General features: G+C 73.2%; 23 protein-coding genes and 2 tRNA genes. 22 read left to right on the forward strand and 3 right to left on the reverse strand.

Annotated elements, in window-relative coordinates; translation table 11 throughout:
* Positions 1-179 precede the first annotated feature (179 nt).
* The 22 genes from rpsB (at position 180) to OZ948_01840 (ending at position 18771) form a co-directional block, all read left to right on the forward strand.
* Positions 180-1217, forward strand: a complete 1038-nt coding sequence (gene rpsB / locus OZ948_01735) for a 30S ribosomal protein S2 (GenBank protein MEB2343442.1) — start codon at positions 180-182, stop codon at positions 1215-1217.
* A 96-nt stretch (positions 1218-1313) separates the two neighbouring features.
* Complete coding sequence (gene tsf, locus OZ948_01740; GenBank protein MEB2343443.1) at positions 1314-2186, forward strand: translation elongation factor Ts; 873 nt, start codon at positions 1314-1316, stop codon at positions 2184-2186.
* Complete coding sequence (gene pyrH / locus OZ948_01745) at positions 2179-2910, forward strand: UMP kinase (GenBank protein MEB2343444.1); 732 nt, start codon at positions 2179-2181, stop codon at positions 2908-2910. Before tsf ends, pyrH begins: the two co-directional genes overlap by 8 nt.
* A 13-nt stretch (positions 2911-2923) precedes the next feature.
* Complete coding sequence (gene frr, locus OZ948_01750) at positions 2924-3490, forward strand: ribosome recycling factor (GenBank protein MEB2343445.1); 567 nt, start codon at positions 2924-2926, stop codon at positions 3488-3490.
* 11 nt (positions 3491-3501) lie between these two features.
* Positions 3502-4260 (forward strand): isoprenyl transferase, encoded by a 759-nt coding sequence (locus tag OZ948_01755; GenBank protein MEB2343446.1) that lies wholly within the window; start codon positions 3502-3504, stop codon positions 4258-4260.
* Positions 4257-5456, forward strand: a complete 1200-nt coding sequence (locus OZ948_01760; GenBank protein MEB2343447.1) for a 1-deoxy-D-xylulose-5-phosphate reductoisomerase — start codon at positions 4257-4259, stop codon at positions 5454-5456. The genes OZ948_01755 and OZ948_01760 overlap by 4 nt, the downstream gene beginning before the upstream one ends.
* Entirely contained in the window at positions 5453-7147 is a 1695-nt protein-coding gene (gene rseP, locus OZ948_01765) for an RIP metalloprotease RseP (protein ID MEB2343448.1), read from the forward strand. The genes OZ948_01760 and rseP overlap by 4 nt, the downstream gene beginning before the upstream one ends.
* Before the next feature lie 5 nt (positions 7148-7152).
* Positions 7153-7884, forward strand: a complete 732-nt coding sequence (gene tsaB, locus OZ948_01770; protein MEB2343449.1) for a tRNA (adenosine(37)-N6)-threonylcarbamoyltransferase complex dimerization subunit type 1 TsaB — start codon at positions 7153-7155, stop codon at positions 7882-7884.
* Positions 7885-7922: 38 nt separating this feature from the next.
* Positions 7923-8150 (forward strand): DUF465 domain-containing protein, encoded by a 228-nt coding sequence (locus OZ948_01775; GenBank protein ID MEB2343450.1) that lies wholly within the window; start codon positions 7923-7925, stop codon positions 8148-8150.
* Positions 8151-8252: 102 nt separating this feature from the next.
* Entirely contained in the window at positions 8253-9269 is a 1017-nt protein-coding gene (gene ilvC / locus OZ948_01780; GenBank protein ID MEB2343451.1) for a ketol-acid reductoisomerase, read from the forward strand.
* Positions 9270-9278: 9 nt separating this feature from the next.
* Positions 9279-9959 carry a phosphatidylserine decarboxylase gene (locus OZ948_01785; protein ID MEB2343452.1) on the forward strand — a complete coding sequence of 227 codons (681 nt, stop codon included), beginning with the start codon at positions 9279-9281 and terminating at the stop codon, positions 9957-9959.
* On the forward strand, positions 9956-10798 hold the full coding sequence (gene pssA, locus OZ948_01790; protein MEB2343453.1) for a CDP-diacylglycerol--serine O-phosphatidyltransferase: 843 nt from the start codon (positions 9956-9958) through the stop codon (positions 10796-10798). The genes OZ948_01785 and pssA overlap by 4 nt, the downstream gene beginning before the upstream one ends.
* Positions 10795-12351 (forward strand): 2-isopropylmalate synthase, encoded by a 1557-nt coding sequence (locus tag OZ948_01795; protein MEB2343454.1) that lies wholly within the window; start codon positions 10795-10797, stop codon positions 12349-12351. The genes pssA and OZ948_01795 overlap by 4 nt, the downstream gene beginning before the upstream one ends.
* Positions 12352-12354: 3 nt before the next feature.
* Positions 12355-13452 (forward strand): 3-isopropylmalate dehydrogenase, encoded by a 1098-nt coding sequence (leuB, locus tag OZ948_01800; GenBank protein ID MEB2343455.1) that lies wholly within the window; start codon positions 12355-12357, stop codon positions 13450-13452.
* A complete protein-coding gene (locus OZ948_01805; protein ID MEB2343456.1) occupies positions 13449-14450 on the forward strand; it encodes an Asd/ArgC dimerization domain-containing protein in 1002 nt (333 codons plus the stop codon). The genes leuB and OZ948_01805 overlap by 4 nt, the downstream gene beginning before the upstream one ends.
* A 14-nt stretch (positions 14451-14464) precedes the next feature.
* On the forward strand, positions 14465-15274 hold the full coding sequence (truA, locus tag OZ948_01810; protein MEB2343457.1) for a tRNA pseudouridine(38-40) synthase TruA: 810 nt from the start codon (positions 14465-14467) through the stop codon (positions 15272-15274).
* Between the two features lie 48 nt (positions 15275-15322).
* Positions 15323-15778, forward strand: coding sequence for a 50S ribosomal protein L13 (rplM, locus tag OZ948_01815; protein ID MEB2343458.1), 456 nt, complete (start codon positions 15323-15325; stop codon positions 15776-15778).
* Positions 15771-16169 carry a 30S ribosomal protein S9 gene (gene rpsI / locus OZ948_01820; GenBank protein ID MEB2343459.1) on the forward strand — a complete coding sequence of 133 codons (399 nt, stop codon included), beginning with the start codon at positions 15771-15773 and terminating at the stop codon, positions 16167-16169. The genes rplM and rpsI overlap by 8 nt, the downstream gene beginning before the upstream one ends.
* A 217-nt stretch (positions 16170-16386) precedes the next feature.
* On the forward strand, positions 16387-16854 hold the full coding sequence (locus OZ948_01825; protein MEB2343460.1) for an NUDIX domain-containing protein: 468 nt from the start codon (positions 16387-16389) through the stop codon (positions 16852-16854).
* A gap of 40 nt (positions 16855-16894) precedes the next feature.
* Positions 16895-18514 carry a CTP synthase gene (locus OZ948_01830; protein MEB2343461.1) on the forward strand — a complete coding sequence of 540 codons (1620 nt, stop codon included), beginning with the start codon at positions 16895-16897 and terminating at the stop codon, positions 18512-18514.
* A gap of 54 nt (positions 18515-18568) precedes the next feature.
* Positions 18569-18644 (forward strand) — tRNA-Val (locus tag OZ948_01835).
* Positions 18645-18694: 50 nt separating this feature from the next.
* A tRNA-Arg gene (locus OZ948_01840) sits at positions 18695-18771 on the forward strand.
* Here the strand turns inward: OZ948_01840 and OZ948_01845 are convergent.
* From OZ948_01845 to ilvB, 3 genes are read right to left on the reverse strand one after another with little or no spacing between them, the layout of a single operon-like run.
* Positions 18766-19407, reverse strand: coding sequence for a hypothetical protein (locus OZ948_01845; protein ID MEB2343462.1), 642 nt, complete (start codon positions 19405-19407; stop codon positions 18766-18768). The genes OZ948_01840 and OZ948_01845 overlap by 6 nt on opposite strands.
* A 16-nt stretch (positions 19408-19423) precedes the next feature.
* Positions 19424-19954 carry an acetolactate synthase small subunit gene (ilvN, locus tag OZ948_01850; protein ID MEB2343463.1) on the reverse strand — a complete coding sequence of 177 codons (531 nt, stop codon included), beginning with the start codon at positions 19952-19954 and terminating at the stop codon, positions 19424-19426.
* A complete protein-coding gene (gene ilvB / locus OZ948_01855) occupies positions 19941-21656 on the reverse strand; it encodes a biosynthetic-type acetolactate synthase large subunit (protein MEB2343464.1) in 1716 nt (571 codons plus the stop codon). The genes ilvN and ilvB overlap by 14 nt, the downstream gene beginning before the upstream one ends.
* Between the last annotated feature and the right edge of the window lie 89 nt (positions 21657-21745).

Below are 21745 nucleotides of genomic sequence, written 5' to 3' on the forward strand. Positions count from 1 at the left end.
CCACCCGCTCTGCTATCCGAAGGCCACTTCACACGCTCCGGTTCGCCCGAGCGGTGCTGCCGGTCCCCGCGGAGGACACGTCCCCCGCGGCCGGCGGGGTCGGGCGTTGCCACCGGGCGGACGGCGCGGCCGTCCGCCGGCGGGGCCGGCGCGGAGGACGAACCGCAAAGGAGATCCGCATGGCGGAGAGCACTCCGCCGGGCGCGGTGACGCCCGGCTCCCACCCGAGCCCCGACCCGAATCCCCTCCCGAGCCCGGCCGCCGCTCCCTCGGAGATGGCCGCCGCGATGGCCGACGGCCTCCAGGTGGCCCCGCTCAGCGTGCGCTCGCTGCTCGAGGCGGGGGCCCACTTCGGGCACCAGACCCATCGCTGGAACCCGCGCATGAAGCCGTTCATCTTCGGCGAGCGCAACGGGGTCCACATCCTCGACCTCGACCAGACCCTCGAGCGCTTCCGCGAGGCGCTCGAGTTCGTGCGCGAGACGGCGGCCGAGGGTGGCAAGGTGCTCTTCGTCGGCACCAAGCGGCAGGCGGCGCCGTCGGTGCAGACCGAGGCGGGTCGCGCGAGCCAGCTCTTCGTGAACAACCGCTGGCTCGGCGGCACGCTCACCAACTTCCGTACCGTCCGCAAATCGCTCGACCGCTTCAAGGAGCTGCTCGAGATCCTCGGCAGCGAGGAGCAGTCCGCCGAGCTCAGCAAGAAGGAGCGCTCGCGGATCTCGCGCGAGGCGGACCGCCATCGCAAGGGCCTCGACGGCCTGCGCGAGATGAACCGGCTGCCCGCCGCGATGTTCGTCGTCGACGTGAAGCGCGAGCACATCGCGGTGTCGGAGGCACAGCGCCTCGGCATCCCGATCGTCGCGGTGGTGGACAGCAACTGCGACCCGGACGGGATCGACTTCGTGATCCCCGGCAACGACGACGCGACCCGGGCGATCCAGCTCTATTGCCACCACGTGGCGGAGGCCTGTCTCGAGGGCGCCCAGCTCCACGAGGAGCGGGTGCGCTCGGAGGCCAGTGCGGACTCGGGCGCCCGGCGCGCCGAGGAGGGTGCGGGGCCGGCGACCGGACGCGTGGTCGTGGAGATCAAGCAGCCGCCGCGGCGCGGGCGCGGCGCCGGCCGCGGCGGGCGCGGCGGCACGCGCAGCGCCGGCGGCGAGCGCAGCGAGAGCGGCACCGCGTCGGCCGGTGGAACCAGCGAGAGCGACGGCGCCTAGCCGCGCGGGCCCTCCGAGCCCACCGGGCGCGAGCCCTCTGGCGCATCGGGGGGAAACCCGCGGGCTCGCCGGCGGAGCCAACGAGGAGAACGGAGCGTGGCGGAGATCTCGGCGGCGGCGGTGAAGGACCTGCGGGACCGGACCGGCGCGGGCATGATGGACTGCAAGAAGGCCCTGGCGGACGCAGCGGGCGACCTCGAGAAGGCGACCACCCTGCTGCGCGAGCGCGGGCTCGCGAAGGCGGCCAAGCGCGAGGGCCGCGAGACGGCCGAGGGCACCGTGGCGCTGGCGCTCGCGGGCGAGGCCGGCGCGCTCGTCGAGCTCGGCTGCGAGACCGACTTCGTGGCGCGCACCGACGACTTCCAGCGCATCGCGCGTGGGGTGGCCGAGGCGGCCGCGCGCGACGCCGGGGCCGGCACGGTCGAGGGCCTGTCGGCCGCGGCGCTGGAGGGGGAGACGGTGGCGGCACGGATCGCCGCCGCCGCCGGCAAGCTCGGAGAGAACGTGGTGCTCAAGCGGGTCGCGCGGCTCGCCGTACCGGGTGGGCTCGTGGGCGGCTACGTGCACGCGGGCGGCAAGCTCGGGGTCCTGGTGGGTCTCGCCACCGCGGCGCGCGGTGCGGGTGCCGAGGCGCTCGCCAAGGACGTCGCCATGCACGTGGCGGCGGCCGATCCCTCGCCGGTCGCGGTCGACCGCGCCGGCGTGCCGGCCGATCTGGTGCAGCGCGAGCGCGAGCTGTTCATGAAGCAGGCCGCCCAGAGCGGCAAGCCCGAGAAGGTGATCGACAAGATCGTCGAGGGCCGGGTCAACAAGTTCTACGCGGAGGTGGTGCTGCTCGAGCAGCCCTTCGTGAAGGACCCCGACCGGACGATCCGGGAGCTGCTCGAGCGCAGCGGCAAGGAGCTCGGGGGACCGGTGGCCGTGACCGCCTTCGTGCGGTTCCGGCTGGGGGCGGACGGCCATTCCTGACGGGGACGGCAAGGCGGCCCATCGCCGGATCGTGATCAAGCTCTCCGGCGAGGGCCTCGCCGGCGAGAACGGCTTCGGGATCGCCCCGGGCGTGATCCGGGGCATCGCCGAGGAGATCCGCGACGTCCACGCGCTCGGCGTCGAGATCGCGATCGTGATCGGCGGCGGCAACATCATCCGCGGCGTGTCGGCGGCCTCGCAGGGCATGGACCGCGCCACCGCCGACTACATGGGCATGCTGGCCGGCGTCATCAACGGCGTGGCGCTCCAGGACGCCCTCGAGCGCGCCGGGGAGGTCCCGACCCGGGTGCTCTCCGCGCTCGAGATCCAGGAGGTGGCGGAGCCCTACATCCGCCGCCGCGCGATCCGGCACCTCGAGAAGGGCCGCATCGTGATCTTCGCGGCCGGCACCGGCAACCCCTACTTCACGACCGACACCGCGGCCGCCCTGCGCGCGGCCGAGGTCCACGCCGACCTCATCATGAAGGCGACCCGGGTCGACGGCGTGTACAGCGCCGACCCCGAGAAGGACGCCGCCGCGACGCGCTACGAGCGGCTCTCCTTCGAGGAGGCGATCCAGCGCAACCTGCAGTTCATGGACCAGACCGCGATCCAGCTCTGTCGCGAGAACCGGGTGCCGATCGTGGTGTTCGACATGACCGTGCCCGGCAACATCCGCAAGGTCGTGTGCGGCGAGCGCGTGGGCACGCGCGTCGGCGACTAGGAGGGGAGCAGCGATGGCCGGTGGCGTCGAAGGCGTGATCGCGCACGCGAAGGACGAGATGGAGAAGTCGGTCCATCACCTGAAGGAGGACCTGCGCAAGGTCCGTACCGGGCGCGCCAACCCGGCGCTCCTCGACGGGATCCGGGTGGACTACTACGGCACGCCCACGCCGCTCAACAAGCTCGCGAACCTGAGCGCGCCCGACCCCCGCACGATCGTGATCTCGCCCTTCGACCGCGGCGTGCTGTCGGCGATCGAGAAGGCGATCCAGGCCTCGGACCTGGGACTCTCGCCGAACAACGACGGCAAGCTGATCCGCTGCCCCGTGCCGCCGCTCACCGAGCAGCGGCGCAAGGAGCTGGTGAAGCTCGTCAAGAAGACCTCCGAGCACCACAAGCTCGGCGTGCGCGAGGCGCGCCGGGAGGCGCTCGCGGCGCTCAAGCAGCTGGAGGCGGACGGGGATCTGCCGAGCGACGACCGGGCGCGGGCCGAGAAGCGGGTCCAGGGCCTGACCGACGACTTCGTGAAGCAGATCGACGGACAGGCCGACCAGAAGGAGCAGGAGATCCTGCAGGTCTGACGGGGCGCACCATGCAGGAAGAGCGCATTCGACCCGACGCCGTTCCGCGTCACGTGGCCATCATCATGGATGGCAACGGACGTTGGGCCGAGCGCCGCGGACTCGATCGCATCGAGGGCCACCGGGCGGGCATCGAATCGGTGCGCGCCGTGGTCCGCGCAGCCCACGAGCTCGGCGTCGGCCAGCTCACCCTGTACGCGTTCTCGACCGAGAACTGGAACCGCCCGAAGGGCGAGGTCGACGCGCTGATGGGGCTCCTCGAGCACTACCTCGACGCCGAGCTCGCCGAGCTCCAGCGCAACCGCATCCGCCTGCGCGCCATGGGCCGGCTCGAGCGGCTCCCGGCGTCCGTGCGGGCGAAGCTCGACCATGCGATCTGCAGCACCCGCGACAACAGCGAGATGGTGGTGCTCTTCGCACTCTCCTACGGAGGCCGCACGGAGATCGTCGACGCCGCGCGCCGGATCGCCCGCGAGGCCGAGCAGGGCAAGCTCGACCCCGAGCAGATCGACGAGAAGGTGTTCGCAGCCTATCTCTACCAGCCGGACCTGCCCGAGCCGGACCTGCTGATCCGCACCGGCGGCGAGTCGCGCATCTCGAACTTCCTGCTCTGGCAGATCGCCTACTCCGAGATCCACGTGACGGACGTGATGTGGCCGGACTTCCGCAAGAACGACCTGGTCGAGGCGATCCTCTCCTACCAGAACCGCGAGCGGCGCTACGGGCTCACCTCGGCGCAGGTGCGCCGCGACGGCGGGGGCGAGCCGTGAAGCGGCTCGTGGTCCTCGGTGCGACCGGCAGCATCGGCGAGCGGACGCTGGCCGTGGCGGAGGCGTTCCCGGAGCGCTTCCGCGTGAGCGCCCTTGCCGCGGGTCGCCGGGTCGGGAAGCTCGCCGAGCAGGTGCGCCGGCTGCGGCCCGAGCTCGTGGCAGTGGCCGACGCCGAGGCGGCCGGCGCGCTGCGCGCAGCGCTCGGCGCCGAGGCGCCGAAGATCGAGTGGGGCGAGGCGGGCCTCGAGGCGGTCGCCGTCCATGACGCGGACCTGGTGATGTCGGCGCTGGTAGGCGCCGTCGGGCTGCGCCCGACGCTCGCGGCGATCCACGCCGGCCGCGACGTCGCGCTCGCCAACAAGGAGGTGCTGGTGATGGCCGGCGCGCTGGTGCTGCGCGAGGCACGGGCGCGCGGCGTACGCCTGCTGCCCGTCGACAGCGAGCACAGCGCGATCTTCCAGGCGCTGGCCGGCCAGCGCCGCGAGGACCTGCGCCGGATCGTGCTGACCGCCTCCGGGGGGCCGTTCCGCACCTGGCCCGCCGCCCGCATCGCGGCCGCCGGCGTCGAGCAGGCGCTCGCCCACCCGAACTGGACGATGGGCCCGAAGATCAGCATCGATTCGGCGACGCTCATGAACAAGGGGCTCGAGGTGATCGAGGCGCGCTGGCTCTTCGACCTGCCGCCCGAGCGGGTGGACGTGGTCGTGCACCCGCAGTCGGTCGTGCACTCCCTGGTCGAGATGAACGACGGATCCTGGCTCGCCCAGCTCGGGGTGCCCGACATGCGGGCCCCGATCGCGGTCGCGCTCGCGTGGCCCGAGCGCCTGCCGCTGCTCGACGCGGGCGGCCCGCTGGCCGATCTCGCGCGCCTCGACCTGGCGGCGGCCGCGCGTCTCGACTTCGAGGCGCCGGACCGCGAGCGCTTCCCGTGCCTCGGCCTCGCCTACGCGGCGCTCGCCGCCGGCGAGGCCGCACCGGCCGTGCTGAACGCCGCCAACGAGGCGGCGGTCGCCGCCTTCCTGGCCGGCCGGATCGCCTTTCCCGAGATCGCCGCCACCAACGCGGCCCTCCTCGAGGCGTACGGCGCCCGCTCGAGCGGCGGGGCGCTGCGCGACGTCGGCGACGTGCTCGAGGCCGATGCCTGGGCCCGCGCCCGCGCCCGCGAACGCCTTGGTGCAGGAGAGCCCCCCGGATGACCGCGCTCAGCTTCGTCTTCGCCTTCGTCCTCATGCTGGGCGTGCTGATCTTCGTGCACGAGCTCGGCCACTTCCTCGTGGCAAAGCTCTTCGACGTGAAGGTGCTGCGCTTCTCGCTCGGCTTCGGCCCGCCGATCGGCATCGGGCCCTGGAAGCTGGCCTTCCGGCGCGGCGAGACCGAGTACCTGGCCGCGTGGTTCCCGCTCGGCGGCTTCGTCAAGATGGTCGGCGAGAGCCCCGACCCCGGCGGCGAGGAGGGCGAGGGCGAGGAGGTGCTCGCACCGGGCGAGGAGCATCGCGCCTTCAACCGCAAGCCGGTCTGGCAGCGGCTCCTGATCCTGTTCGCAGGCCCGGCGATGAACCTGCTCCTCCCGGTGCTGATCTTCGCGACGGTGCTGCTGATCGGCATGCCCCGTCCGGCGGCGGTCGTCGGGACGGTGGAGGCCGCCTCGCCCGCCGAGCGCGCGGGCATCCAGGTGGGCGACCGCGTGCTCGCGATCGCGGGCGAGCCGGTGCGCTGGTGGGACGGCGTCGAGGAGGCGGTCCGTACCCGCGCCGGCGAGACCGTGGCGGTCGAGCTCGAGCGCGGCGGCGAGACGATCGAGCTGGCGCTGCCGATCGAGGCGCGCTCGGGGCTCGACGAGTACGGCAGCTCGGCGCAGGTGGGCTTCGCCGGGCTCGGCCACCTGCGGATGGCCCCCGTGCTCGGGATCCCGGGCGCCGATGCGCCCGCCACGCGCGCCGGGCTGCGCAGCGGCGACCGCGTCGAGAGCGTGGACGGCGAGCCCGTGGAGGACTGGAGCCAGCTCGCCTCCCGCTATGCGCAGGCGCGGAGCGAGGCGCGGCTCGAGGTCGAGCGGGCGGGTCCGCCCGACGCCGAGCCGGAGCGGATCGAGCTGCGCGTGCCCGCGCTCGGGAGCCTCGACGCGCTCGGCGTGGTGCCGGCGACCGTGCTGGTAGCGCAGATCTCGCCGGACTCTCCCGCCGAGCGCGCCGGGCTCCAGCCTGGAGACCTGATCGTCGCGGTGGACGGGCGCCCGGTCGGGAGCTTCGCGTCGTTCTCGGAGCTGGTGCGCGCGAGCAACGGCCGCCCGCTCGAGATCGTCACCGCGCGCGCCGGCGAGCGCCGCGAGCTGCGCATCGCGCCCGAGCGCAAGGAGGCCGACACGGGCCTCGGCATTCCCGAGGAGCGCTGGCTGATCGGGATCACCGCCCAGGCGGCCGCGGTACAGGGCACGATGGGCGTGGACCGCGTGACGAACCCGCTCGGCGCGATCGCACGCGCCGCCGGCATGACCGCGGACCTGACGCGGACCTTCCTGGGCGGCTTCTCGCGCATCGTGACGGGCGAGGTCTCGCGCAAGCAGCTCGCGGGCCCGATCGGGATCGCCGAGATCGCGCACAGCGCCTTCGAGCGCGGGTGGCAGGCGTACCTCTCGACCCTGGTCCTGATCAGCATCAACCTCGCCATCCTGAACCTGCTCCCGATCCCCATGCTCGACGGCGGCCAGGCGCTGCTGATCGCGGTCGAAGGGGTCAAGCGCTCGCCGCTCTCCCTGCGCACGCGCGAGCTCGTGCAGCAGGTCGGGATCACCTTCCTGGTGATGCTGATGGCGCTGGCGTTCTGGAACGACCTCTCCCGCCACTGGCGGACCTTCGTCGACTGGGTGCGCCAGAGCGCTGGGCTCTGAGCGCGTTGCGCGACGCTCCCCCCTGGCTGCTCGCGATCGAGTCGGCGAGCGAGCGCGCGAGCGTGGCGCTCCTGCGCGACGGTGAGGTCGTGGGCGCGGATCCGGCGCCGCCGGGTCGGCCCGCCTCCGAGACCCTCTTGCCGGCGGTGCTGGCGCTGCTCGAGTCGCACGGGCTCGCGCCCGGCGCGCTCGGGGGGATCGCGGTCTCGATCGGGCCCGGCTCGTTCACGGGCCTGCGCGTCGGTGCCGCCACGGCGAAGGGGCTCGCCTTCGGCAGGAACGCGGGCCTGGCGGCCGTTCCGACCCTCGCCGCGCTCGCCGCGAAGGGGGTGGCGCTGGCGGGGCCGGCCGCGCCGCCCGAGGTCGTGGCCGTCCTCGACGCCCGGCGCGGCGAGCTCTACGCCGCGGCCCAGCGCGGCGGCGATCCGCTCGCGAGGCCGCTCTGGGGCCCGCTCGTGATCGGGATCGAGGCGCTCGCGGCGCGGCTCGCCGCTGCGCCGGGACCGCTCCTCGTGGTGGGCGAAGGCGCGGACGCGGTGGCCGCCGCGCTCGGGACCGACCGGGTGCGCTGCCTGCCGCTCGCGCCCGACGCCGCGTGGGTAGGCCGGCTCGGCGTGCGGCTGCTCGCCGCCGGCGAGGGGCTGGCCGCCGCCGACCTCACGCCTGCCTACGTACGGCGTGCCGAGGCGGAGGTGCGCCGCCTCGGCCTCTCGGCGGAGCCCTGGGACGTGCTTTGACACCGCCGGGGACCTCTCGTAACTTGGCGCCGATTCTCATGGAGCCGCGAGACCTCGCGCTGATCGAGCGTCTCCTGCCCGCACATCCCGAGCTGCGGGGCCTCTGGGAGGAGCACCTGCGCCTCGATCGGGAGCTCGAGGAGCTCCACGACCGCCGCTTCCTGACTTCCGAGGAAGAGGCCCGCCGGCAGGAGCTGCGCAAGACCAAGCTCGCCGGGCGCGACCGCATCGAGGCGATCCTGCGCGATCATCGGGCGAGCCCCTGAGCAGCCGTCCCGAGCGGAACGAGGGCCGACCCGGGGCACGGCGGACCTCGCCCGGACCCAGCGAATCCCCAACCCCAACGGAGACCCGACCCGGCCATGGACCTGCGCATCTTCTACGACAAGGACGCCGACCTCGACCGGCTGGCCGGCAAGACCGTGGCCGTGATCGGATACGGGAGCCAGGGCCACGCCCACGCACTGAACCTGCGGGACTCCGGGGTGAACGTCGTCGTCGGCCTGCGCAAGGACTCGGGCTCGCGGCGCAAGGCCGAGGCCAACGGCCTGCGCGTCGTCGAGCCCGCCGAGGCCGCGCGCCTCGCCGACGTGGTGATGCTCGTGGTCCCCGACGAGACGGCCGCGCAGATCTACCGCGAGGAGATCGAGCCCGGGCTCGTGCCGGGCAACCACCTGGCCGTCGCGCACGGCTTCAACATCCACTTCCGCCAGATCGTGGCGCCCGAGGGCGTGTCGGTCTGGATGGTGGCGCCGAAGGGCCCGGGCCACACCGTGCGCGGCCACTACGCAGAGGGCAAGGGCGTACCGTGCCTGGTGGCGGTGCACCAGGACCCGAACGGCGACGCGCTGCCGACCGCCCTCGCCTACGCGAAGGCGATCGGCGGCGGGCGGGCGGGCATCCTCGAGACCAGCTTCCGCGAGGAGACCGAGACCGACCTGTTCGGCGAGCAGTCGGTGCTCTGCGGCGGGCTCACCGCCCTGATGCAGGCCGGCTACGAGACCCTCGTCGAGGCCGGCTACGCGCCCGAGATGGCCTACTTCGAGTGCATCCACGAGGTCAAGCTGATCGTCGACCTGATCTACGAGGGCGGCATCGCGAACATGCGCTACTCGGTGTCGAACACCGCCGAGTACGGCGACCTCACGCGCGGCCCGCGGCTCATCGACGAGAGCGTGAAGCAGCGCATGAAGCAGGTGCTCGAGGAGATCCAGACCGGCCGCTTCGCGGGGGAGTTCATCCTCGAGAACCGCGCCGGCAAGCCCAGCTTCGAGGCCCTGCGCCGGCGCGGCGCCGAGCATCCCATGGAGCAGGTCGGCGCGCGGCTGCGCGGCCTCATGCCCTGGCTCCAGGAGAAGCGGCTGGTCGACCGCGCGAAGAACTGAGGCACGGCCATGGCCGAAGGCCGCCAGGACCCGGTCTTCTCCGAGCGCCCGACGGCGCGGGTGATCGGTGACGCCTGGGCGTTCGCGGCGCCGCTCGCCGTCCTCGGAGCGCTCCTCGCGTGGCTCGGAGCGCCCTGGCCGGGCGCCGCGCTCGGCGCCCTCGCGCTCTTCTGCGTCGCGTTCTTCCGCAACCCCGCGCGCCGCTTCGCAGGCGGGGCGCGCGACGTCGTGGCGCCGGCCGACGGCCGCGTGCTCGCCGTCGACGAGATCGAGGACGGCCGCGGCGCCAAGGGCCTGCGGATCGGGATCTTCCTGTCGGTCTTCGACGTGCACGTGAATCGCGCGCCCGTGGCGGGCCGGGTCGTCTCGATCGAGCGCGGCGGTACGCGCTTCCTGGCCGCCTTCGACCCGCGCGGCGAGCACGAGAACGTGCGCCTCGCGATGGCGCTCGAGACGGACGCGGGCGAGCGCGTCGTCGTGACGCAGATCACCGGCCTCGTCGCGCGCCGGATCGTCTGTCACCCCCGGGCCGGCGAGTGGCTCGCGCGCGGGACGCGCTACGGGCTGATCCGCTTCGGCTCGCGCACCGACGTCCTGCTGCCGCCGGGCTCCTCGCCCTGCGTGCGGCGCGGCGAGCGCGTGCGGGGGGGGGCGACGCGGATCGCGCAGCTCCCGGAGCCGCGGGCGTGAGCGCGTCCTGGCAGGAGCCCGACGGCGGGCACGGCCCGCTCCGGCGTCGTCGCCGCCGGCGCCGGCGGCGCGGCGAGCGCCGCCGCGGCCTCTACCTGCTCCCCCAGCTCTTCACGACCGGCAACCTGTTCTTCGGCTTCTTCTCGATGATCCAGTCGACCCAGGGCCACTTCGACCGGGCGGCGCTCGGGATCGTGCTGGCCGGCCTGTGCGACGCCCTCGACGGCCGGGTGGCGCGGCTCGCGCGCTCGACCTCGCGCTTCGGGAGCGAGTACGACTCGCTGGCCGACGTGGTCTCGTTCGGCGTCGCACCCGCCTTCCTGGCCTACATGGCGGGCGAGCTCTCCGCGCTCCAGCGCACCGGCTGGATCCTCGCCTTCCTGTTCACCGCCTGCGCCGCGCTGCGCCTCGCGCGCTTCAACGTCCAGGCCTCCCGCTACGCGGGACGCTTCGAAGGCCTGCCGAGCCCCGCCGCGGCCGGCATGGTCGCTAGCACCCAGTGGTTCGCGTCCTTCCTGCTCGAGCAGGGCCACGACCTGTTGGTGCCGCCGCTCGTGGTCGGCTCGCTGCTCGCGGGCCTCGGGCTCCTGATGGTGAGCGCGGTGCCCTACCGCAGCTTCAAGGAGATCGACCTGCGCCACGGCTTCCGCACGGTGGTGCTGGTGATCGTGGCGCTGGCCGTGATCCTCCAGGAGCCGTCGTTCTGGTTCTTCGCGCTCGGCGCCGCCTACGTCGCGTCGGGACCGCTCGAGTGGGCGTGGCGTGTGCTCTCCGGCCGCCGCCTCGTGGCGGCGCCGGCTCCCGCGCCGAGCGAACCGATCCAGGAGACCCGGGCATGAGCACAGCGCCCTCCGAACAGGTCCTGCTCTTCGACACCACGCTGCGGGACGGCGAGCAGTCGCCCGGCTGCAGCATGAACCTCCAGGAGAAGCTGACCCTCGCGCGCCAGCTCGAGCGGCTCGGCGTGGACGTGATCGAGGCGGGCTTCCCGGTCGCGAGCGAGGGCGACTTCGAGGCCGTGAAGGCGATCGCGCGCGAGGTGCGCGGGCCGGTGATCTGCGGGCTCGCGCGCACCGGCCAGGCCGACGTGGAGCGCGCCGGGCGGGCCCTCGAGGGGGCGGCGCGCCCGCGCATCCACACCTTCATCGCCACCAGCGACATCCACCTCGAGCACAAGCTGCGCATGAGCCGCGAACGCGTGCTCGAGGAGATCGATCGCGCCGTGCGCCAGGCGCGCGGCTTCACCGACGACGTCGAGTTCTCGGCCGAGGACGCGACGCGCTCGGACCAGGCCTTCCTGGTGGAGGCCTTCGGTGTCGCGATCGCGGCGGGCGCCACGACGCTGAACGTCCCCGATACGGTCGGCTACACCACGCCCGACGAGTTCGGCGCCCTGATCCGCCACCTGCGCGCGCACGTGCCCGGAATCGCGCGCGCCCGCCTCTCGGCCCACTGCCACGACGACCTCGGGCTCTCGGTCGCGAACAGCCTGGCGGCCGTTCGGGCCGGCGCGCGCCAGGTGGAGTGCACGGTGAACGGGATCGGCGAGCGGGCAGGCAACACGGCCATGGAAGAGGTGGTGATGGCGATCCGGACCCGGCCGGAGGTCTTCGCGGGCGTGCACACCGGTGTGCGCAGCGAGGAGATCTATCCGACCAGCCGGCTGCTCGCCTCGATCATCGGGATCGGCGTCCAGCCGAACAAGGCGATCGTCGGCGCCAACGCCTTCGCGCACGAAGCCGGCATCCACCAGGACGGCGTGCTGAAGGCCGCCATCACCTACGAGATCATGACGCCGCGCTCGATCGGCCGGCCCTCGAACGAGCTGGTGCTCGGCAAGCACTCGGGCCGCCACGCCTTCCGCGAGCGCCTGGCCGAGCTCGGCTTCGGCCTCGAGGGCGAGGAGCTCGAGCGCGCCTTCAAGCGCTTCAAGGACCTGGCGGACAAGAAGAAGAGCATCTTCAACGAGGACCTCGAGGCGATCGTCGCCGACGCGGTGGTCCAGAGCGACGAGCGCTTCGCGTTCCGCCAGCTCACGGTGCTCTCGGGCAGCTTCCCGCAGCCGACCGCGACGGTCGAGCTCGCGATCGACGGGCGCCCGCGCAAGACCACCGCGAACGGCGTTGGACCCGTGGACGCGATCTTCAAGGCGGTGGCGGAGCTGACCGAGACCAAGAGCGAGCTCGTGCGCTACCAGGTGAACGCCATCACGGCCGGCCTCGACGCCCAGGGCGAGGTGGCGGTGACGCTCTCGGAGGGCGGCCGGCGCGTGATCGGCCACGGCGCGCACTACGACGTGCTGGTGGCCAGCGCCAAGGCCTACGTCCACGCGCTCAACAAGCTCGAGTGGCACAAGCAGCGGCACGCGGTCGCGGAGCCGAAGGGGGTCTAGCGCGTGAACGCTCGGATCGTGGTGCTGGCCGGCGACGGGATCGGCCCCGAGGTGACGCGCGAGGCGCGCCGCGTGCTCGAGGCGGTGGCGCCGCGCCACGGGCTCGCGCTCGAGTTCGTCGAGGAGGCGATCGGGGGGGCCTCGATCGACGCGCACGGCACGCCGCTGCGCGACCAGGTGGTGGCGCTCGCGGAGAAGAGCCGGGCGGTGCTGCTGGGTGCCGTCGGCGGCCCGCAGTGGGACGCGCTCCCGGTCGACGTGCGCCCCGAGAAGGGGCTGCTGCGGATCCGCAAGGCGCTCGGTCTCTACGCGAACCTGCGGCCGGCGAGCGTCTTCCCGGCGCTGGTCGAGGCGTCGACGCTGCGCCCGGAGATCGTCACGGGCATCGACCTCCTGGTGGTGCGCGAGCTGACCGGCGGGCTCTACTTCGGCGAGCCGCGCGGGCCCGGCCGGACGACCGGCGGGCGCCGCGAGGCGCGCAACACGATGGTCTACGACGAGGACGAGATCGCCCGCATCACCCGCGTCGCCTTCGAGTCCGCGCGCCGGCGCCGCAAGCACGTGACCCACGTGCACAAGGCCAACGTGCTCGAGACCTCGCAGCTCTGGGTGCAGGTGGTCGAGGAGGTGGCGAAGGGCTTCCCGGAGGTGACGCTCGCGCACCAGCTCGTCGACTCGTGCGCGATGCTGCTCGTGCGCGATCCCGGCCGCTTCGACGTGATCGTCACCGAGAACCTCTTCGGCGACATCCTCTCCGACGAGGCCGCCCAGATCACGGGCTCGCTCGGGATGCTGCCCTCGGCGAGCCTCGGTGACGGCGGGATCGGACTCTACGAGCCGGTGCACGGCTCGGCGCCGGACATCGCCGGCCAGGACCTCGCGAACCCGCTGGCGGCGATCCTGTCGGCCGCGATGCTGCTCGAGCACTCGCTCGAAGCGCCGGCCGCCGCCGCCGAGGTTCGCGAGGCGGTGACGGCGGTGCTCGCGGCCGGGCACCGCACGCCGGACCTGCTCCTGCCCGGCGAGCGCCGCGCGACCGTCGGCTGCCGCGCGATGGGGGATCTCGTGGTCGCCCGGCTCGGCGCCCGGGCCCCGGGTTGACGACCCGCGCGCTGCGCGTCGCGGTGGTCGGCGTCACGGGCGCGCTCGGCGGCGAGGTGCTGGCCGCCCTCGACGCCGCCGGGTTCCCGGTCGCGACGCTGGTGCCGATCGCCACCGACCGCTCGCTCGGGGCCGAGGTCGAGCTCCGCGGCATCACCGCACCGGTCCTGACCGATGCCGCCGTCCTGGACGGTGCCGACGTCGTGTTCCTGTGTACGCCGCCGGAGGCCGCGCTCGACTGGATCGCCGAGGCGGTGCGCCGGCGCGTGCTCGCGATCGACCTCTCCGGCGCCCTGCATGCGAGCGAGGAGCTCGCGGCGCACCCCGAGCTGGGAGCGCTGCTCGCCGCGCCGGAGGCGCCGCTCGTGGCGCCGCCGCCCGGCCTCGCGCTCGCCTGGCTGCGGGTGCTGGCGCCGCTCGCCGAAGGGCTCGGCGGGGTGCGGCGCGTGGTGGGGACGGCGCTGCTCTCGGCGTCGGGCTCGGGCCGCGCCGGCGTCGACGCGCTCCACGGCGAGACGATCGCGCTCCTCGCCCAGTCCGGCGACGAGGACGAGCCGCCCGCCCTCGACCACCCGATCGCCTTCGACGCGCTGCCCTGGGCCGGTGCGATCGGCGACGACGGCGCGAGCGCGGCCGAGCGCGCGCTCGCGGCCTCGCTCCGGCGCGGGCTCGGCGCGGAGGCCGCCGTGGCGGTCACCGTCGTGCGCGTGCCGACCTTCTGCGGCGACGCCGCGAGCCTCGCCGTCGAGCTCGGCGCGCCGGCCGAGCCCGCGCGCGTGCGCGAGCTCCTGCGCAAGGCGCCGGACGTCGAGCTGGTCGACGACCCGCGCGGACCGACGACGCGCGCGGCGGCCGGCGGGGACCGCGTGCTGGTCGGCCGCGTGCGGCGGGATCCCTCGAGGGCGGGCGGGGTGCTGCTCTGGCTCGCCGCCGACTCGGCCCGGCTCGCGGCCGCCGACGCGGTGCGCATCGCGCTCGGCCGTCTCGGGCTTCCCTGAGTCGACGCGATCCCGTGGCGGGCGCGGGCGTGCTCTGCGAGCTCCCGAACTGGCGGATCGTCGTCGAGTACGACGGCACCGGCTTCGCGGGCTGGCAGCGCCAGGGCGGCGGCGCGCGCACGGTGCAGGGAGTCCTCGAGGAGGAGCTCGCGAAGCTCGCCGAGGGCCGCGTCGGCGTGATCGGCGCCGGGCGGACGGATGCCGGCGTGCACGCGGCAGGCCAGGTGGCAAACGCGCGCGCGGCCACCCGGCTCGCGGCGAAGGATCTCCTGCGCGCGTGGAACGCCCGGCTTCCGCGCGACGTCGCGATCCGCGCGCTCGCGCCCGCGCCCGCCGACTACCACGCGCGTCGCGCCGCCCGCAGCAAGCTCTACGCGTACCGGCTCTGGACGGGCGCCGAGCGCTCGCCGCTGCGCGAGCGCACGAGCCTCCGCCGCCGCCCCCCGCTCGACCTCGAGGCCTTGCGGGCCGCCTCGCGCGCCCTCGTCGGCACCCACGACTTCGCGAGCTTCTGCGCGGCCGGCGGTGACGCGCACGGGACGGTGCGCACGCTCACGCGCGCCGAGTGGCTCGGCGCCGTCGGGGCGGAGCTGCGCTTCGAGGTCGAGGGCCCGGGCTTCCTGCGCCACATGGTCCGCAACCTGGTCGGAAGCCTGCTCGAGGTGGGGAGCGGGCGGCGCCCCCCGAGCTGGATCGGGGAGCTTCTCCACGCCCGCGCGCGCTCCGCGGCCGGCCCCACGGCGCCCGCGCACGGCCTCGTCCTGGTGCGGGTGGACGACGGATTCCCTGTGGGAATCCAGGAGCTTGAGGCGTCTTCGGGTTGACGCCCCCTGGGCACTCGGTTATCTACCGCCGACTTCCAGGAGCCCCGGATGCCCGCCGCCCGCCCGCCGCGCCCGACGCGGTCGATCAAGCCGTCCGAAGTGACCCCGCGCTGGTGGGTCGTGGACGCCGCCGATCAGACCCTCGGGCGGCTCTCGACGCGGATCGCGTCGCTGCTGCGCGGCAAGCACCGCGTGCTCTTCACGCCGCACGCCGACAACGGCGACTTCGTCGTGGTGGTGAACGCCGCAAAGGTGAAGCTGACCGGGCGCAAGCGCGAGCAGAAGGTCTACTACCGCCACACGGGCTACGTCGGCCACCTGAAGTCGCGCACCGCGGACCAGGTCCTGCGCGGTGCGCACCCCGAGCGCGTGGTCGAGGAGGCGGTACGCGGCATGCTCCCGCACAACGCGCTCGGCCGGAAGCTCTACCGGAAGCTCAAGGTCTACGCGGGCCCCGAGCATCCCCACGCCGCACAGAAGCCGGAGGTCCTGAGCGTTGGCTGAACTCGCCCTCGCCAAGCCGGCCACGGGCAAGCGCAAGATGGCCGTGGCGCGCGTCCGCATGAAGCCCGGAACGGGCACGATCCTGGTCAACGGCCGCACGCTCGACGACTACTTCGGGCGCGAGGTGCTGCGCACGGTCGTGAAGCAGCCGCTCGACCTCGTGAACCAGGCGACGCGCTGGGACGTGGCCGCGAGCGTGCACGGCGGCGGCCCCACCGGCCAGGCCGGCGCGCTGCGCCACGGCATCGCCCGCGCGCTGATCCGGATCGACGAGTCGCTCCGCCCGCAGATCAAGCGCGGCGGCTTCCTCACGCGCGACGCGCGCAAGAAGGAACGCAAGAAGTACGGCCAGCGCGGCGCCCGGGCGCGCTTCCAGTTCTCGAAGCGCTGATCGACCCGGCGCGGTCCGACTCGCTCCGAACGGGAGGCCCGGCGGCCTCCCGTTCGTGCGTTCGGCCGCCGATCGGGAGCCGATTTGACAGGCGGGGAGGCCCGGCGGTACAACCTGGGCCGTCCGCATCCCCCGTTCCCGTTCTCTCCATTCCAGCCACGCGCCCTCCTCCGGGGCGCCCGCACGCCCCGAGCGTCGCTCGGTGAGGGGAAGGGCGGTGACGCGCTACCACGCCAGCCACCCGACGGAGATCCGGCTCTCGGTGTCGGCGGTGGTCTGGCGCAGCGAGCGCAGCGGCGGGCGCAGCCTCCTGCTCATGCAGCGCAGCGACAACGGCCACTGGGGCCTCCCGGGGGGATACGTCGAGCGGGGGGAGTCCGTCTCGGCGGCGGCCGCGCGGGAGGTCTTCGAGGAGACCGGCGTGCGCGTTGCGCTCGGGCGCCTCGTCGGGGTCTACTCGGATCCGGGCTCGATGGTGATCGAGTACGCGGCAGGCCGGCGCGTGCACGCGGTGAACCTCTGCTTCGAGGCGACCGCCGTCGGGCAGGGCGCGCCGACTACGCCGGACGAGGCACTCGCCAGCGGCTACTTTGCCCTCGACGCGCTGCCCGAGCCGCTCGTCCCGATCCACCGGGTGCGCATCGAGGACGCTGCCGCCGGCCAGTTGGAGGCCTTGGTCCGATGACCGCTCCGGAGACGCACTCGGATCCGAGCAGGGGGGGATGATGGCCGCTGGTCCGGGCCGCGCGACGAAGTTCATCTTCGTGACCGGCGGCGTGCTCTCGTCGCTCGGCAAGGGGCTCGCCTCGGCGTCGATCGGGGCGCTGCTCGAGGCCCGCGGCCTGCGCGTCTCCTTCCTCAAGCTCGACCCCTACCTGAACGTCGACCCCGGGACCATGAACCCGTTCCAGCACGGCGAGGTCTACGTCACCGAGGACGGCGCCGAGACCGACCTCGACCTCGGCCACTACGAGCGCTTCACCCGCGCGACGATGGGCCGGATCAACAACGTGACCGCCGGCAAGGTCTACGAGACGGTCATCACCAAGGAGCGCCACGGCGAGTACCTGGGCGGCACCGTGCAGGTGATCCCGCACGTCACGGACGAGATCAAGCGCCGGATCCACCAGGCCGCCGAGGGCGGCGTCGACCTGCTGCTGGTCGAGGTGGGCGGCACCGTCGGCGACATCGAGTCGCTGCCCTTCCTGGAGGCGATCCGCCAGTTCCGCGCCGACGTCGGGCGCGAGAACGTGCTCTATGCCCACGTCGCGCTCGTGCCCTACGTGGCCGCCGCCGGCGAGCTCAAGACCAAGCCCGTCCAGCACTCGGTGAAGGAGCTCCGCGCGGTCGGCATCTCGCCCGACGTGATCCTGTGCCGCACCGACCGCTTCCTGCCGCGCTCGGTGAAGGAGAAGATCGCGCTCTTCTGCAACGTGGACGGCGATGCCGTCATCACCGCCAAGGACGTCGAGTCGATCTACGAGGTGCCGCTCGTCCTGCACGACGAGGGCCTCGACGAGAAGATCGTGAAGCTCCTCAACATCTGGACCGCGCGGCCGGCGCTCGAGAAGTGGCAGGACCTGATGGAGCGGATCCGCCATCCCGAGCGGACGATCACGATCGCGATGGTCGGCAAGTACGTGGACCTGACCGAGTCCTACAAGAGCCTGAACGAAGCGCTCCACCACGCGGGCTTCGCGCACCGCAGCCGGGTCGTGATCGAGTACATCGACTCCGAGAAGCTCGCCGATCCGGCGCAGCTCGCCCCCGTCGACGGGATCCTGGTGCCGCACGGCTTCGGCTCGCGCGGCGTCGAGGGCAAGATCGTGGCGGTGCGCTACGCGCGCGAGCACGCCGTCCCGTACTTCGGGATCTGCTTCGGGCTGCAGATGGCGGTGATCGAGTACGCGCGCCACGTCGCCGGCCTGGCGGGCGCCAACTCGACCGAGGTGGACCCCGAGACGCCGTATCCCGTGATCGACTTCCTCCCCGAGCAGCGCGGTCTCAGCGAGAAGGGCGCCACCATGCGGCTCGGCGCCTGGCCCTGCGTGCTGCGCAAGGGCAGCAAGGCCTTCGCGGCCTACGGCCAGGAGAAGATCCGCGAGCGCCACCGCCACCGCTACGAGGTGAACCCCGAGCTGCGCGACCAGCTCTCGCGCGCCGGCCTCGTCTTCTCGGGGCTGTCGCCCGACGGGCGCCTCGTCGAGGTGGTCGAGCTCGCGGACCACCCCTGGTTCGTGGCCTGCCAGTACCACCCCGAGTTCCAGTCGCGCCCCTTCGCGCCCCATCCGCTCTTCGCCGCCTTCGTGCAGGCGGCGATCGCGCACCAGGGCGCGCGCCGCTAGCTTGCGGCCACAGGGGCCTTTCCCTATTCGTCGGGGTCTCTCGAAGGGAGTCGCGGGGCGTTAGCTCAGCTGGAAGAGCGCCGTGTTCACACCGCGGAGGTCACTGGTTCGAGCCCAGTACGCCCCACCATCCTTCGAACGAGCGAAGCCGTCCGGCCGCCGGAGCGGCTTCGACGGATCGGCCCAGTAGCTCAGTTGGATAGAGCGCTTGCCTCCGGAGCAAGAGGTCGCAGGTTCGAATCCTGCCTGGGTCACCATCCCGCCCGGCGTCGCATCCGCCGTCGCGCGCCGAGCGCGAACACCGTCCACACCGCCACCGTGAGCCCGCCACCGCGCGGCTCGGGCAAGGTGAACCGGATGGTGGCGCTTCCGGCGGTGTTCTCGAAGTCATCGTGGAAGGTGAGGAGCAGCTCCCCCTGATCGAGGCCGGCGCCGGAGTCGGGCAGGGCGTCTCCCGCGAACGCGCCCGGACCGGCGAGGATCAGGAACATGCCGTGGGGCCCGTAGCCCTCGATGGGAGGGCCGGTCGTGGCGTCCGTGAGCGCGGTCGCGGTGAGTTGGTCCGTCAGGTCGTAGACCTGGAGGGTTCCGCCCGCGCCCGCGCTCCAGGTGAAGCCGAGGTCCGGCAGCGTGGCGCTGAGGGACACGAGCGCGCCGAGGTAGTTGCCGGCGGTGGGATCCGGCTTGTTGTCGGCGACGGTCTCGTCGAAGACGAGCGTGCCCTCGACGCGCTCGACCTCGTCGAAGGAGGTCGCGAAGCTCCCCGAGACGCTCGTCACGTCGCCGGCGAAGGGGATCGTGACGTCGGCTGCGGCGATCGCCGGCGCAGCCGTGGTCCCGATGGCAAGCAGCAGCGACGCGATCCGCCCGCTCCGCATCGTCCCCCCCAGCACGCGTCGACGGGTCGGCTCAGGTCTCCGAGATGCCGCGCAGCATCAGGATCTTGCCCGAGCGCACGAGCTCGCGCAATCCGAAGGGGCGCAGGAGGCCGATGAAGGCGTCGAGCTTGTCGCTGGCGCCGTAGACGCGCAGCATCAGCGACTCCTGGCCGTAGTCGGTGACCTTGGCGCCGAAGTTCTCGGCGATCTGGAGGATCTGGGTGCGGTCCTCGAGCGGTGCGCGCAGCTTGACGAGCGCGATCTCGGTCTCGTAGGCGTCGTCGTTGGTGTGGTCGTGGGCGTGGACCACGTCGACCAGCTTGTGGAGCTGCTTGATGATCTGCTCGAGGGTGGTGGGGTCCCCGCTCGAGGTGATCGTCATGCGCGAGAAGTCGTCGCCCTCGGCAGCGGGGCTCACGACCAGGCTCTCGATGTTGTAGGCGCGCCGCGAGAAGACGAGCGCGACGCGCACCAGCACGCCCGGCTTGTTGTTGACGACCAGCGAGATCGTGTGGACGCGCGGGCGCCGCGCGGGCGCGGGGGCCGGCTCAGGTGCTGCCACTGGGCTTCTCCAGGCGGTGCTTCGGGGGCTCGATGATCATGTGCGAGACCGGCGCGCCGGCCGGGATCATCGGGAACACGTTGTCCTCCTTGATCACCTCGGCCACGACCACCGCCGGGCCCTGGACGGCGCGTGCTGCGCGGAGCTGGCGGTCGATGTCGGCGCCGCGCCGGATCCGGAAGGCCGCGATCCCGTACGCCTCGGCGAGCTTCACGAAGTCGGGGTTGCCCTCGAGGTCCACGCCCGACAGGCGGTTCTCGTAGAAGAGCTCCTGCCACTGGCGCACCATGCCGAGGTAGTTGTTGTTGATGATCAGGCAGCGGGCGGCGACGCCGTGCACCGCGGCGGTCGCGAGCTCCGCCATCGTCATCTGGAAGCCGCCGTCGCCGACCACCGCCCACACCTCCGCCTCGGGACGCCCGAGCTTGGCGCCGATCGCGGCCGGCCAGCCGAAGCCCATCGTGCCCGCCCCGCCGGAGGTGATCCAGTGGCGGTTCGCCGTGGTCTTGCAGAACTGGGCGGCCCACATCTGGTGCTGGCCCACGTCGGCGGTGAGGACCGCCTTGCCCTCGGTCAGGTGGTGCAGCCGGTCGAGCACGTGCTGGGCGCGCAGGCCGCCCTTCCTGGCGTACTTGAGGGGATGCTGCCGGCGCCAGGCCTGGCACTGGCGGAGCCAGGCGACCGTGTGGCCGGGCTCGACCACCGCGAGCAGGTCCTCGAGCACGAGGCGCGCGTCGCCCTCGAGGCAGACGTCGGGCCGGATCACCTTGTTGAACTCGGCCGGGTCGACGTCGAGGTGGATCTTCTTCGCCGTGGCGCAGAACTCGTCGACCTTGCCGGTCACGCGGTCGTCCCAGCGCGCGCCGATCGCGAAGATCAGGTCGCAGTGGACCACGGCCTTGTTGGCGTAGGCCGTTCCGTGCATGCCCATCATGCCGAGGTGGAGCGGGTGGGTCTCGTCGGCCGCGCCCTTGCCGAGGAGCGTGCTCACGATCGGCGCGCGCAGTCGCTCGGCGAGCTGGGTCACGGCCTTGCCGGCGTCCGCGATCACGGCGCCGTGGCCGACGTAGAGCAGCGGCCGCTCGGCGGCCTGGAGGAGCCGCGCCGCCTCGGCGATGGCGGCGGCGTCCGCGCGGCCCGGCACCTCGTAGCCGGGCAGGTGCACCTCGTCGACGAAGGGCGCGTCGCAGGGGCCCGAGCTCACGTCCTTGGGGATGTCGATCAGGACCGGGCCCGGCCGGCCCGTGGTCGCGATGTGGAAGGCCTCGCGCAGGATGCGCGGGATGTCGGCCGCGCGCTTCACGAGGTAGCTGTGCTTCACGACCGGGTAGGTGATGCCGGTGACGTCCGCCTCCTGGAAGGCGTCCTTGCCGAGGTTCACGGTGTTGGTCTGGCCGGTGAGCACCACGATCGGCGAGGAGTCCATGAGGGCCGTCAGGAGGCCCGTCACGGTGTTGGTGGCGCCGGGGCCGGAGGTGACCAGGACGACCCCGGGGCGGCCCGTGGCCCGGGCGTACCCGTCGGCCATGTGGGTCGCGCCCTGCTCGTGGCGGACAAGGATCAGCTCGATCCGGGAGTCGACCAGGGCGTCGAAGATCGGGATCGCGGCCCCGCCGGAGAGGCCGAAGATGTACTCGACCCCCTCCCGTTCGAGACACTGCACCAACTTCTCGGCGCCGGTGGGCACTTTGGCGTTCGACATGACATCGCATCCTACAAGGCGTGTCTTTCGAGTGCAAATCGACCAGGATCTCTTGGAGCTGAACCAGATCAGGCATCAGTTCGGTCGAA

The sequence above is a fragment of the Deltaproteobacteria bacterium genome (assembly GCA_035063765.1).
Classification (GTDB): domain Bacteria; phylum Myxococcota_A; class UBA9160; order UBA9160; family PR03; genus CAADGG01.

Bases quoted from the DNA above. Each gene is read 5' to 3' on its own strand.
- rpsB (MEB2343442.1), top strand. From the start codon at position 180: ATGGCGGAGAGCACTCCGCCGGGCGCGGTGACGCCCGGCTCCCACCCG.
- frr (MEB2343445.1), top strand. From the start codon at position 2,924: ATGGCCGGTGGCGTCGAAGGCGTGATCGCGCACGCGAAGGACGAGATG.
- OZ948_01755 (MEB2343446.1), top strand. From the start codon at position 3,502: ATGCAGGAAGAGCGCATTCGACCCGACGCCGTTCCGCGTCACGTGGCC.
- rseP (MEB2343448.1), top strand. From the start codon at position 5,453: ATGACCGCGCTCAGCTTCGTCTTCGCCTTCGTCCTCATGCTGGGCGTG.
- OZ948_01775 (MEB2343450.1), top strand. From the start codon at position 7,923: ATGGAGCCGCGAGACCTCGCGCTGATCGAGCGTCTCCTGCCCGCACAT.
- OZ948_01785 (MEB2343452.1), top strand. From the start codon at position 9,279: ATGGCCGAAGGCCGCCAGGACCCGGTCTTCTCCGAGCGCCCGACGGCG.
- OZ948_01795 (MEB2343454.1), top strand. From the start codon at position 10,795: ATGAGCACAGCGCCCTCCGAACAGGTCCTGCTCTTCGACACCACGCTG.
- rplM (MEB2343458.1), top strand. From the start codon at position 15,323: ATGCCCGCCGCCCGCCCGCCGCGCCCGACGCGGTCGATCAAGCCGTCC.
- OZ948_01830 (MEB2343461.1), top strand. From the start codon at position 16,895: ATGGCCGCTGGTCCGGGCCGCGCGACGAAGTTCATCTTCGTGACCGGC.
- ilvB (MEB2343464.1), bottom strand. From the start codon at position 21,656: ATGTCGAACGCCAAAGTGCCCACCGGCGCCGAGAAGTTGGTGCAGTGT.